Source organism: Sulfurovum lithotrophicum (assembly GCF_000987835.1).
GTDB classification, from domain to species: Bacteria; Campylobacterota; Campylobacteria; order Campylobacterales; family Sulfurovaceae; genus Sulfurovum; species Sulfurovum lithotrophicum.
Genome location: NZ_CP011308.1, coordinates 113,134 through 125,866, shown reverse-complemented (window position 1 = coordinate 125,866; position 12,733 = coordinate 113,134). Strand labels below are relative to the sequence as shown.

General features: G+C 44.2%; 13 protein-coding genes. 5 read left to right on the top strand and 8 right to left on the bottom strand.

Translation table 11 applies throughout. The features are described 5' to 3' along the window. Positions 1 to 116: 116 nt before the first annotated feature. Positions 117 to 1,439, top strand: coding sequence for a 30S ribosomal protein S12 methylthiotransferase RimO (rimO, locus tag YH65_RS00640; protein ID WP_046550188.1), 1,323 nt, complete (start codon positions 117 to 119; stop codon positions 1,437 to 1,439). Between the two features lie 147 nt (positions 1,440 to 1,586). After that, complete coding sequence (gene tilS / locus YH65_RS00635; RefSeq protein WP_046550187.1) at positions 1,587 to 2,573, top strand: tRNA lysidine(34) synthetase TilS; 987 nt, start codon at positions 1,587 to 1,589, stop codon at positions 2,571 to 2,573. A 23-nt stretch (positions 2,574 to 2,596) separates the two neighbouring features. Here the strand turns inward: tilS and YH65_RS00630 are convergent, their stop codons facing one another. From YH65_RS00630 to YH65_RS00610, 5 genes are all read right to left on the bottom strand, one after another. Then, a complete protein-coding gene (locus YH65_RS00630; protein ID WP_046550186.1) occupies positions 2,597 to 4,096 on the bottom strand; it encodes a hypothetical protein in 1,500 nt (499 codons plus the stop codon). 62 nt (positions 4,097 to 4,158) lie between these two features. Then, entirely contained in the window at positions 4,159 to 4,995 is an 837-nt protein-coding gene (locus YH65_RS00625; protein WP_046550185.1) for a tyrosine-type recombinase/integrase, read from the bottom strand. Between the two features lie 10 nt (positions 4,996 to 5,005). Then, positions 5,006 to 5,629: a lysophospholipid acyltransferase family protein gene (locus tag YH65_RS00620; RefSeq protein WP_046550184.1), complete on the bottom strand. Its 624-nt coding sequence runs from the start codon at positions 5,627 to 5,629 to the stop codon at positions 5,006 to 5,008. Between the two features lie 6 nt (positions 5,630 to 5,635). Further along, the gene (gene miaB / locus YH65_RS00615) at positions 5,636 to 6,931 is read right to left on the bottom strand and encodes a tRNA (N6-isopentenyl adenosine(37)-C2)-methylthiotransferase MiaB (protein ID WP_046550183.1); all 1,296 of its coding nucleotides are present in this window, start codon (positions 6,929 to 6,931) and stop codon (positions 5,636 to 5,638) included. Between the two features lie 102 nt (positions 6,932 to 7,033). Beyond that, positions 7,034 to 7,273: an HP0268 family nuclease gene (locus YH65_RS00610; protein WP_046550182.1), complete on the bottom strand. Its 240-nt coding sequence runs from the start codon at positions 7,271 to 7,273 to the stop codon at positions 7,034 to 7,036. 190 nt (positions 7,274 to 7,463) lie between these two features. On the opposite strand from YH65_RS00610, the gene nusA reads away from it, so the two are divergent. Beyond that, on the top strand, positions 7,464 to 8,627 hold the full coding sequence (gene nusA / locus YH65_RS00605; RefSeq protein WP_046550181.1) for a transcription termination factor NusA: 1,164 nt from the start codon (positions 7,464 to 7,466) through the stop codon (positions 8,625 to 8,627). Between the two features lie 110 nt (positions 8,628 to 8,737). Here the strand turns inward: nusA and YH65_RS00600 are convergent, their stop codons facing one another. From YH65_RS00600 to gap, 3 genes are all read right to left on the bottom strand, one after another. Next, positions 8,738 to 9,427 carry a triose-phosphate isomerase gene (locus YH65_RS00600; RefSeq protein ID WP_046550180.1) on the bottom strand — a complete coding sequence of 230 codons (690 nt, stop codon included), beginning with the start codon at positions 9,425 to 9,427 and terminating at the stop codon, positions 8,738 to 8,740. Positions 9,428 to 9,533: 106 nt separating this feature from the next. Continuing rightward, positions 9,534 to 10,730, bottom strand: a complete 1,197-nt coding sequence (locus YH65_RS00595) for a phosphoglycerate kinase (RefSeq protein WP_046550179.1) — start codon at positions 10,728 to 10,730, stop codon at positions 9,534 to 9,536. A gap of 13 nt (positions 10,731 to 10,743) precedes the next feature. After that, positions 10,744 to 11,739 carry a type I glyceraldehyde-3-phosphate dehydrogenase gene (gap, locus tag YH65_RS00590; RefSeq protein WP_046550178.1) on the bottom strand — a complete coding sequence of 332 codons (996 nt, stop codon included), beginning with the start codon at positions 11,737 to 11,739 and terminating at the stop codon, positions 10,744 to 10,746. A gap of 73 nt (positions 11,740 to 11,812) precedes the next feature. Between gap and nadD the strand changes: the two genes are divergently transcribed. Together nadD and rsfS are read left to right on the top strand one after the other, a co-directional pair. Further along, positions 11,813 to 12,379 (top strand): nicotinate (nicotinamide) nucleotide adenylyltransferase, encoded by a 567-nt coding sequence (nadD, locus tag YH65_RS00585; RefSeq protein ID WP_046550177.1) that lies wholly within the window; start codon positions 11,813 to 11,815, stop codon positions 12,377 to 12,379. Then, positions 12,376 to 12,723, top strand: a complete 348-nt coding sequence (rsfS, locus tag YH65_RS00580) for a ribosome silencing factor (RefSeq protein ID WP_046550176.1) — start codon at positions 12,376 to 12,378, stop codon at positions 12,721 to 12,723. Before nadD ends, rsfS begins: the two co-directional genes overlap by 4 nt. The last annotated feature ends 10 nt before the right edge of the window (positions 12,724 to 12,733 follow it).

Below are 12,733 nucleotides of genomic sequence, written 5' to 3'. Positions count from 1 at the left end.
ACCTTATAACAGAAACCATATTTAGCTATAATGCTGCAAAAGTTTAAATTTACACTATAGAGAAACCATCATGTCAAATACTATAAGAATTAAAATTCAATGCAGGGAGGCACTAAATGCCGAGTCGTAAAAAACTACACCTTGTCAGCCTCGGCTGCACTAAGAATCTCGTCGACAGCGAAGTAATGCTTGGCCGTCTCAAGGAGTATGAGATCACCGATAACAATACGGAAGCAGATGTCATCATCGTCAATACCTGCGGGTTCATCGATGCTGCGAAAGAAGAGAGTATAAACACCGTGCTCAACCTGCATGATGAACGCAAAGAAGATTCCATCCTTGTTATGAGCGGCTGCCTCTCCGAACGCTACAAAGAAGAGTTGCAGCAGGATATGCCCGAAATAGACATCTTTACCGGTGTAGGTGACTACGAAAAGATCGATGAACTCATCGCCTCCAAACAGAGTACTTTCTCTCCGGAAGTTTATCTGGCAACGGAGACATCGGGAAGAGTCATTACCGGCTCGAATTACCATGCCTACATCAAGATCGCCGAGGGGTGCAACCAAAGCTGTTCCTTCTGTGCCATTCCGAGCTTCAAGGGGAAACTGCACTCGCGTTCACTTTCTTCCATCGAGAAAGAGGTACGTATGCTGGCAGAGCAGGGCTACTACGACTTCTCTTTTATCTCCCAGGACTCTTCTAGCTACGGGAGAGATATGGATCTCAAAGACGGGCTCATTGACCTCATCAAAACAGTCGAAGCCATTGAAGGTGTACGTTCCGCACGTATCCTGTACCTCTACCCAAGTACAACAACTTTTGAACTCATAGACACCATTGCTGACTCCAAGATCTTCCAGACCTATTACGACATGCCCATTCAGCACATCGACGATACCGTTCTTAAAACTATGAAACGCGGTTTCGGAGAGAAAAAGACCATTGAAGTGCTTGAACATATGAAAAGCAAACCGGGTGCCTTTCTCAGAACCTCGGTCATTGCGGGGCATCCCGGAGAGAGTCAGGAGAGTTTCGAAAAACTCTGCACTTTTATGGAGGAGTTCGGTTTCGACCGCTTCAACACTTTCCACTACTCCAACGAGGAGACAACGACTGCCTACCAGATGGAACAGATCCCGCCAGAGGTCATCGATGAGAGAGCCGAGATACTCGGAGAGATAGCCGAGAGATCGACCCTCAGATCGCTTGAAAAGATGGTAGGGAAAACCGTAGAACTTGTTGTTGATGGAGAGAGTGACGAACACGAATACCTTCTTTCCGCAAGACCGCTGCAGTGGGCAGTGGATATCGACGGTGAGATCCTCATCAACGATACTTCAGATCTGCCGATTGAGTATGGTAAAATGTATGAAGCAAAGGTGACAGAACTTGTAGGGGATCAACTACTCGCGACTTTAATAAAACCTGTGCGATAGCACCTCAATAAATCACTCAAAGAGTGCCTTGTCTCTCCGAACGACCTTGAAAGCAAAGCGATTCGAGAGGAGAGACGATTTTTTGCTTCGTTTTTTCTAAAAAAATGAAGAGAGAAACAATGCCACACATTGAATAAAGAGGAAATAATGCTAAACATAGATACAAAAAATCTACAGAGCAAAAAAAACCTTTTAGCATTCTCCGCAGGCATAGACTCCTCAGCCCTGTTTTTTTTACTCATAGAAAATAACATCAGATTCGATATCACTATTGTAGACTACAACATCAGAGAACAGAGTAAAAAAGAGCTAGCCCATGCCAAAGCGTTGGCAAAAGAACATAAACTCTTCTGTCATACCATTCAAGCACCTATGTTTGATACACACTTTGAAAGCAAAGCACGAAAATTCCGTTATGAATTCTTTGAGTCACTCATTCAGACAGAGGGATATGACAACCTCATCACTGCCCATCAGCTTAACGACCAGCTTGAATGGCTGCTGATGCGCCTGACTAAAGGGGCGGGGGTTTCTGAGCTTATAGGGCTGAAACCTGTAACATATAGAGAGAATTATACTTTAGTCAGACCTCTCCTTGAGTACAGCAAAGATGAACTGCTTACTTATCTGAAAGAAAATAATCACCCCTATTTCATCGATGAGAGCAACATTGATGTAAAGTATGAGCGTAATCTTTTTAGAAAACAATTTTCTGATCCTCTTATGGCAAACTATAAAGAGGGGATCAAACGCAGCTTTGATTACTTGAGAAAAGATAAAAAATCTCTTGAAAAAGATTTTGAAACAATTTTCACAGAAAAAAAGTTAAAAATCATCAAACTGCATACCATCTCTGCAAAAATCAAGGCAGCCGATCTTGCTTTAAAAGAATCCGGCTACCTTCTTTCCGCATCCCAGCGTCAGGAGATAAAGAAGGAAAGAAGCTTAGTTATCGGCGGGAAGTGGGCGCTTGAATTAAAGGGCCATATGCTCTATATCGCACCCTACCTCAATAATAAAATGCCAAAGTCATTTAAAGAAATGTGCCGTCTTGCAAAGATCCCCGCCAAAATAAGACCATACTGTTTTCATCAGAACATTGACGTAACACATATACAAACTGTTGACTCTTAGTCTGAAACCGTTGACTTATCCATTCATTTTTTTTCCAAAAGTGAAAATTTATAGTTCACCCCAAAAACAATATCATAGGTAGAGAGCGTTCCATTTCTACTGCGCACATAACTCCCTCCCAGTTGTCCTTCCCAGGCCCTGTCAAAATGATACACTATCCCCCCTCCAAGGGAACCAAAAGCACCACCGCCTATATCGATACCGCCTCCGCCGCCTACACCACCAAGCGCTTCAGCGTAAAGAGAAAATTTACCATGGGGATCACTATGGTAACCTACACCCATAATTCCCTCTGCATAGCCTCCGGCATCTCCATTATAAGCCCAAAATGTCTGGCCGGTAAGATAGCAGTTCTCATTCATATAACGATCAATCGCAAAACCCAATAGATCAACCTGTCCGTTTTTCTCTGCATTTTTAAAGAGCTTATCGCTATTTAAATGCGATTTATGAATCATTCTGAAAATCCATGCACCCGGCTGCACCGAATATCCGTCATTGGACTTAGGCATATGATCCATAATTGCGGTTTCGTATCCTATATTTGCACTGTAAGCCGTAGCCTTGAACGTGCCATTGAATGCATCAACCATTCCACCTTTAATCCCCAGAGTCAGATGTTCGGTCAACCTTGCATCCAAACCTGCCTGTACTTTATAGACCAGCCCTCCGCCTGTATCAACCTTACCTCCACCTGAAGCACCCAAGGCACCCTGCGCATCAAAATAAAGGGGAAGCGCACCCAGCTGATAGCGATATCCGAGTCCACCAAAAACTTCCATATAACCATCAGCCTGGCCACCGCCTGCACCGGACAATTGTATAAAATGATACATAGACTTGCTGTGAAAACTATCGAGCTCAATACCTGCCAAGGTAAAGGGGTCTGTATTTGTAGTTCCACCTACGTTTAAACTGTCTGAAGAGGGAACATAGTGCGCCACAACAAAGGAGGCCTCCATCTCTCTCATACCGAACAGGTCATTGTCCAGTGCAGACAAGGCACTGTTTGAAAAGTGATGCCCCTTCACATAACTCCCGTTTGTCAGTACTTCGGCTGAAACATAAAGCTGAGTACTCTCTATATCACCATTGGGAAAATTGACATGACTGACCCCCAAACCGAAAATAAAATTTTCACTGCGATAACTTCCTTCTATATAGGGACGGAGCATCAGACCACCTCCCTGTGGTGCGCTGCCTCCGCCACCTGCTCCCAGGAAAAGACCACTTTTAAGCTGAAAATCTTTTATGGGAGTATAACGCAGGCCACTTTCCGCTCCTACGGTAAAAAAGCCTCCTCTTTCCCCCTCAACAGCTCCGTAAAGACCAACTCCCCCATACCAGTATTCATTCAGATCAAAAAGTATTCCTAAGCCAACCAGTCCCATATCTTCTTCATCAGATATCGAGATCTTTTCATAACTTATCTTTTGATGCATTGTATAGTTCTCAAGTGATGGCGCCTCTTCCGCCCCTGCAAGACTTATACAGATTAACAACAACAAAGAACTGTTTTTCATTGTTCCCCCCTCTCTTTGATTAGTTAACAACCTATAGATAATTCCATGTATTTTAGCATACTTTATTTATCAGCAAGAGGATGCGCCTTCATATACTCCTCCATCTTCCTGACAGAACCAAGTTTTGTATAGATCTGCGTGGTTGCCATGGTCTCATGCCCCAGAAGTTCACTCACATCGGCAATACGGGCACCATGGTTCAGCAGGTGTGTTGCAAAAGAGTGGCGCAGCTGGTGGGGCGTGACCTTCAAACCCTCTTTTTTAAAGAGCTTTGTCAGCTTGTAACGAAGCTGTGCACTGTTCAGAGGAGCATTCCCTTTTTCAAAAAGATATTTTTTGGGTCCATTCTGCTCCACATACTCGATGATTAGTCTTTGCAAAGATGCCATCATAGGCAGCTCTCTTACTTTGCTGCCCTTCCCGTGTATTTGTATCCATCCACTTTTGATATCTTCAAGTTTCAACCCGCTCAGCTCGGAGATCCTCAAGCCAAGACCGTAAAGCATGCTTATAAGCAGTTTTTCTTCCATATTTGCCTTAGACAATACTTCTTCTATATACTGCTCTTCAATGGGCTTGGGGAGACTCTGGGGTACCTTAATGGACTCATCAGCTATGAGTTTCACCGAAACATTACATTGATCTTCGAGATATTTGACAAAGGAGCGCACAGCTGAAAGTTTTTTGACGATGGTCTTTTTACTGTTTTTAACAATGTTAAAGCGAAAAGGGGTGATATCAAGAACTCTGATACCGTCCTCTTCATAAAAGTGGCTCACTTCACTCATCTGACGCAAAGCGATCTCATACGTAGTAACAGTGGTTTCAGAATAGCCACGGACATCTAACAGGTACTCAAGGAAATCCTCAATAAATCCTTTTAACTGCTCACTGCTCACTGCTCACTGCTCACTGCAATATTGTGTGTTCCAGCATCCGTTCAGACAGAAATGCTTTTGCCTCTTCAAAGTCCATACCTTCCAGACTGATACTTTGAAGATAGAAATCAACTTTGCTAAAAGGTTTTGGGATCACAAATCTGTCCCAACTTTTCAGCTGCCAGTAATTCTCTGCCATGAAATTCATAATAAAGATCGGTAATCCGCTTTTCAGTGCAATGCCCACAGCACCGTCACTCATGGAGTGTCTTGGACCTCGTGGGCCGTCAGGGGTTATTAGCACCTCTTCGCCTGCCTTGATACTTTTAAACGCCTGTAAAAGTACCTGTCTTGCACCTCTTTTTGTAGAGCCTCTCAGAGGTCTTATATGGAGGTATTTCAGGGTCCCTGCGATCAGTGAGCCGTCAAAATGGGAGGAGATAATGGCAGAGGCCAGCTGCTTTTTATGGATCTCTCTATAAGCCTGTGGACTCATAAAAAGTTCTCCGTGCCAGCAGACACAGACATGCTGTTCTTCACCGACTGGAGAGATGAAGTGGAATTTTTTAGAGGTGCTGAACCAGATGATCCGCATCAATACATAAAGAAGAGGAGGAACAGTGACCTTCGCCACAGTTCTGAAGAAATGTTTCATTATATTCTATACCAATACACCGTCGAGCGCACCACGTGATGTTTTGGTAATCTTGACATCTGCGATCTTCCCGAGAAGCTCTTCGCTGCCCTCTACAAAAACAAGCTTCCCGTCATCACTGCGTCCGGAGACCCTGCCGTTGGATTTGAGTTCGTCAAAATAGACTTCATGCACTTTTCCAAGCTGTGCATCCATGATCTCATCGAGTATTTCTGTATGTCTTGCCTGCAGCCGTGTCAACCGTTCGCCTGCGATCCTGTTATCGATCTGCTCTTCAAATTCTGCCGCTTCTGTATGGGGCCGTGGAGAGTACTTGAAGGAAAAAAGCTGCTCAAAACGTACTTTTTCCAACACATCCATTGTATCTTCAAAATCCGCCTCGGTCTCGCCAGGGAAACCGACAATGATATCTGTCGAGATGGTCGCTTCGGGGCAAAGCGTACGAATCTTTTCACAGCGGCCCAGAAAATTCTCTTTCGTATAGCCACGTTTCATCGCCTTGAGAAGAGAAGTCGAGCCACTCTGAAGCGGTACATGTATCTGCTTGCATAACTTCGGGTTGGAAGCGAACTCTTCAAGGAATGCGTCATCCATATGCAGAGGATGGGGAGAGGTGAAGCGAATGCGCTCCAAACCTTCGATCTTAGATATTTTTTGAAGCAGTCCGGTAAAATCTATCTTCTCCTCAACCGCACCGAAACGTCTGCCGTAATTGTTGACGTTTTGCCCAAGAAGCATCACTTCTTTGGCCCCACTCGATACAGCTTTTGTGATCTCCTGTACCAGCAGGTCACTGGGGATGGAGATCTCATCGCCCCTGGTTGCCGGAACGATACAGAAAGTACAGGACTTGTCACACCCGATAGAGATATTGACCATCGCTTTGAAAGGATTGGTTCGGTATTCACCGAATGCATAGGTACTTTCATCATAATCCGTATCGATCTCAACGGCATGTTTCGTATTGACCACCTGTGTGATCTTGGAGACATTCCTCGCACCGATGACAAAATCTACCGACGGTGCTCTTTTGATGATATCTTTTCCCAAATGGCTTGCCGTACATCCGGCAACCCCTATTTTGGCTCCTGGTTTTTTATGTTTGTTGAAAACACCGATCTCTGAGAAGAGCTTGGCAACAGGCTTTTCCCTGACCGAACAGGTGTTGATGATGATCAGGTCTGCCTCATTGAGATTCTGGGTAAGCTCGTAAGGCTCTTTTCTGTTCAGCTCCGCGATCATATGTTCGCTGTCACGGACATTCATCGCACATCCGAGTGTTTCTATGAATAATTTTTTCATTTAAAATAGTGGCAACAGATAGTGTTGTAGTAGAGAGAAGATAAAGAGGAATGATTTTTATGCAAGATTCTACCGGCACGCACTATGCGCCGCCTGCTCTCCTTATGCAATAATGTGTACTTCGTAGATGAACTCGTTGTCATCAAGACCGTATTTCACTTCACGCATATAGACAGAATACCCTTTCTCTTCGAAATACTCTATAAGCTCTTTGAGCTCTTTGTGTGAATTATCCTTGTCGAAGTAAAATATCGATCTGCTTGCTAGTTCCTCTTCCAGTTTTTTAAGTTCTATTGTTTTTGGCTTTGCTTTCAGTGTCGTTCTAGCAAGTTTCAGTTTCATGGTTTAATACCCTTTGCGCGTTATTATTTCAGTTTATGACATCAATTTGATTTATTATACTTTATTTTCGGTAAAGCTTGGATTAGATATAATCTCATTCTTCAAAAACACTGCTCTCCCGGACGTTCTTAACACTGTTATGTTACCCCTTGTAGCGGTATGAATTGAAACTTTATCAAGGAAATGAATTATGGAAAAAATATTAGACATCATCGAAGCGATCGCACATGAGAAAAATATCTCAAGAGAGCATGCCATCGAAGCCTTCAAGGATGCTTTGGTCAATACAGCCAAAAAACTGACAAGCTTCACAAGCAACTTTGAAGTAACGATAGACAACGACACAAAAACATACTCCGTGCACAAGGTCATTACCGTTGTGGCAGACGATGACGAACAGCTTTACGTTGAAGTAGGCAAAGATGACAACAAAGAAAAGATACTCTCCGATGCTTTCATGCCGCTTTCCGAAGCAAAGGAATTCGACGAATCCCTTGAGATCGGCGACAAGTTGACAGAGGAATTCGTGCTTGAAGACTATGGACGTACAGCTTCTGCCAATCTTTTCAGGGAACTCGAATACCACATACAGCGACGTATCGAGCAGGACCTCTTCGAGAAATACCGAGAGAAAGTCGGTACCGTCATGCTTGGAACTGTCAACCGAATTGATGCAGATGACAACACCCATGTAGAGATAGGAGAACTAAAAGGTATCTTGACACTCAGAAACCGTATCAAAGGTGAGAAGTTCAAACGCGGCGATACCATCAGGGCACTGCTTCGATACGTCAGTGTCGATCCCCAGTACGGCCTTTTTCTTGAACTTACACGTACCTCTCCCAAATTCCTTGAAGCGCTGATGGCAAGTGAAGTACCCGAGATCGCAGACGGTGTCGTAGAGATCGTCAATGCAGCAAGGATTCCGGGGGAACGAGCAAAGATCGCCCTGAAAACAGAGCAGATGAACGTGGACCCTATCGGTGCGGCCGTCGGTGTCAAGGGTGTACGTATCAACGCAGTAAGCGAAGAGCTGAACGGTGAGAACATCGACTGTATCGAGTATTCACCGATACCGGAGATATTCATCACAAGAGCCCTAAGCCCTGCGATCACCCAAAGTATCAAAGTAGACCAGGATGAGAAAAAAGCTGTCATCAACATTACCGGTGATCAGAAAGCCAAAGCCATCGGTAAAAGCGGTATCAATATCCGTCTGGCATCTATGCTGACAGGCTATACGATAGAACTGAATGAAGTCGAAGGTATTACAGAAAGACAGCCTGAATCTGCTGCCGGCGCTGAAGCGGAGAAGACAAAAGATACAAGTGCCTTGGAAAACCTGTTTAAATAATATTACCACGTAGGGTGCTGTGCCCTCACAGCACCATTTATTCCGATTTAAATTTATCCGTAACACATGGTGCCGTCAGGAGACAGCACCCTACAGATAGCATCTCATCCCTAACAAAAGATCATCTCCGTAAAACTCTCCACTTCCAGAGAAGCAGAACCCACCAGAACACCATCCACACCTTCAATAGCAGTAATTTCTTTAATGTTTGCCGGTTTAACTGAACCGCCATATAGGAGTGGTCTGTCAAAATGTTTTTTCAATGTACTATGGGTTGAAGCGATTTCTTCAACTTTTGCAGAACGCCCTGTACCGATCGCCCAGATCGGTTCATAGGCAATGATAAGTTTTTCATAAGCAAGATCGATCCCTTTAAACTGGGAAAGCAGATGAACCATCACTGTATCCTCTCCTTCTTCCCTCACTTCCAAAGCCTCGCCGATACAGTAAATGATCTCAAAACCCTTTGATTTGAAATAAGAGAATTTTTGGGCAATCAGCGCCTGATCTTCCCCCAGAATATCACGCCGTTCACTATGTCCGATGAGAATGGTTTTGATACCGAATTCGTCAAGCTGATCGAGGCCTATCTCACCGGTAAAGGCACCATTCTTCTCTGGATAAGCGTTCTGTGCACCGATCGTGAAGTCACCATCATAATGGTCAAGTGCCGTTGAAGGAGGAAAGATGAACACACGGTCTTCACTGCGTTTTGAAGCCAATTTCTGATTCAAAGCATCCAGATACGCTTTGGTTGATGCACGTGTATGATTCATTTTAAAATTGGCTGCAAAGATCATTATGTATCCCTTGATTTTTCTTAAATATTTTACCCATTTCGGAAGTGATAGCTTCAGCCTCACCAAAATGCGGAGCCAAAGCACCGCTTCAAGCTATGCTTGTTTTTTAGTTTTCCAGTGCTTCTATGCCCGGAAGCTTTACGCCCTCAATAAGTTTCAGGCTTGCACCGCCACCGGTACTGACAAAGGTCATCTCATCCACGTCTCCAGCTCTCTGAGCCACATCGGCTGTATCACCTCCGCCAACGATGGTCGTGGCATGTGTCTCGGCGATATGGTGGGACATCATAATGCTTCCCTTCGAGAACTTGTCCATCTCGTAAACGCCCATCGGTCCGTTCCAGATGATCGTCTGTGCATCATTCAGGACTTCACGGAAAAGTCTCGAAGATGCCGGTCCCGTATCGAGTCCCATCCAGTCATGCGGGATCTCCTGGGAAGGAAGATATTTAACAGCGGTATTTTCAGAAAATTCAGGTGCTACGACAAAATCGACAGGAAGATAGAATTTCACTCCCAAAGAATGTGCCTTTTCCATAATATCTCTTGCTTCTCCAATCAAATCATCTTCCACAAGTGATTTACCGATCTCATAGCCCTGTGCTTTCAGAAAGGTAAAAGCCATACCTCCACCGATGATCACTTTGTCAACTTTATTCAGCAAATTGTTCAGTGCTTGAAGTTTTCCAGAAACTTTTGAACCCCCAACAACGGCAATAAAGGGTCTGATAGGGCTCTCAAGTACTTTACCGAAGAAGTTCACTTCTTTACTTAAAAGAAAGCCAGCCGCTTTGTGGTCTTTATCAAACTGCATAGCAATCGCATAGATTGAAGCATGCTTTCTGTGACAGGCGCCGAAAGCATCATTGATATAGACATCTGCAAACGATGCCAGTTCTTTGGCAAATGTTTCATCGTTGGCTGTTTCCCCTGCTTCATAGCGGAGGTTTTCAAGCATTAAAATATCCCCCTCCTGAAGTTTTGATGCTTTTTCTTTGGCATCCGGACCGACAACATCATTTGCCATATATAGTTCATTTTTGATCTTCAAAAGTGTGTGCAGTCTTTTAGCTATCGGACGCAGAGAATATTTTTCTTCATATTTTCCCGGTTCCGGTCGTTCATAATGGGAAGCAAGAATAATCTTGCATCCCCTGTCAATACAGTAGCGGATCGTATGCAGAGCAGAGCGGATACGTCTATCATCCGTAATATTTCCAAATTCATCTTTCGGTACGTTAAAGTCACAGCGTATAAATACTCTTTTCTCGTCAATCTCGATATCTTTGATTGTTCTTAGCATAAATTCCCCAATATTATTTTTTACTGATGTGTACAGCCATATCTACGAGTCTACAGGAATAGCCCCACTCATTGTCGTACCAGGAAAGTACTTTGACCATATTCCCGCCGATCACCTGAATGGTATCGAGTGCAACAACACTGCTGAGTTCCTCTCCGACAAAGTCCTGAGAAACCCTGTACTCTTCATCTACACCAAGGATGCCCTTATGCGAACCTTCGCTGGCTATTTTAAAGGCTGCCTTGACCTCATCAAGGATCACCTCTTCTCTTAGTGTTACGGTCAGGTCCACCATAGAAACATCGGGTGTCGGTACCCTGATCGCCTGTCCGTTGAGTTTACCCTCAAGGTTTGGCAGTACTTTGGATATTGCTTTGGCCGCACCTGTAGTAGTCGGCAGGATATTCACAGCACCTGCACGTCCCTTTCTCGGATCTTTCTTGTGTTTCGCATCGAGGATCGGCTGGGAGGAAGTATAGGAGTGAATGGTTGTCATCAGACCTTTCTGTATGCCAAAGGCATCGTCGAGAACTTTGGCGACCGGCGCCAGGCCGTTCGTGGTACAGCTTGCATTGGAAACCACAGCCTGCCCGTCATACTCGTCTGCATTGGCACCCAGTACGAATGTGGCCGTATCATCCTTCGCAGGTGCGGAGAAGAGCACTTTTTTGATCCCGTTATCGAGATAGGGCTGTACGCTCTCCTCTGTGAGGAATGCTCCTGTACACTCAAGCACGATCTCTGCACCGCAGGAAGCAAAATCGATCTTTTCAAGTTCACGTTCTGCAAAGATCTTTGCTTTTGTCGTTCCGATATTGACATAACCATCAGCAACTTTGACATCGCTGCGTTTTCCGTGGACAGAGTCAAATTTGAGATTGTACTCAAGCATATCTTCCGTACCGCTCGCATTCACGGCAACCAGCTCTATATCATTCCTGTCCGCAATGATTCGCGCTACACATCTGCCAATTCGTCCCAATCCGTTTATCGCTACTTTTATTGCCATTTCCCATCCTTAATTTTCATAGGGGTAAAACTATGTTAAAATTGCGTAATTTTACAGTAAATGAGGTTAGCATTTGGTTAATCAGTCCAAGCCTGAAGTTGCAATATTCGGGGGGAGTTTCGACCCGCCGCACAAAGGACATCAACAAATCATCCGGAAGGCTGTCCAGATTCTGGACATCGATAAACTTATTGTGCTTCCTGCCTACCTGAACCCTTTCAAGAACGTTTCTCTGGCAAGTCCGGAAAAACGCCTGGAGTGGTGCCATCAGCTTTTTGATGAGTTACCAGGGGTGGTCGTCGATGATTATGAGATCAGACAGAACAAAAGTGTACGAACCTCACAAAGTGTAAAACATTTCAATAATGCATACAGTGTAAAGTATCTTATTATCGGTTCTGACAACCTGTCAACATTGACAAAATGGCATGAATTCGAGTGGCTCAACGACCATATTACCTGGGTGATCGTTACAAGAAAAGGGCACCCCGTACAAACAGAGGGGCTCAAGTCCTGGAGAATTCTGGAAATAGATTTTCCGATCTCTTCTACCACGATAAGAGAGAAAAAAGACCTGCGCTATATTGACAGCAAAATAAAACAATCGGTCGAAAAGACCATAAAGGACAAAAAAGAATGACAACAGAAGAGAGAATAGATAATATCGTCAACGTACTCGATGAGAAAAAAGCTGAAGAGATAGAGGTTTTCAATCTCGAAGATGCGGACTATATTGCAAATTATGTGATCATTGCGAATTCACTCAACCCCAAACATACCATCGCACTTTTCGAGCACCTCAAAAAAGACCTGAAACCGTCGGGAGAGGCATTTCTTGCAAGCGACGTAAGTGATGACTGGGTCGTAGCAGATCTGGGGGATATTTTGATTCATATCATGATCCCGGAATACAGACAGCGTTATTCACTTGAAGCATTTTTAAATGAAATAGTAGAAAAACAGAAGAAGAACAAAGAATCATAACCTGATTTTA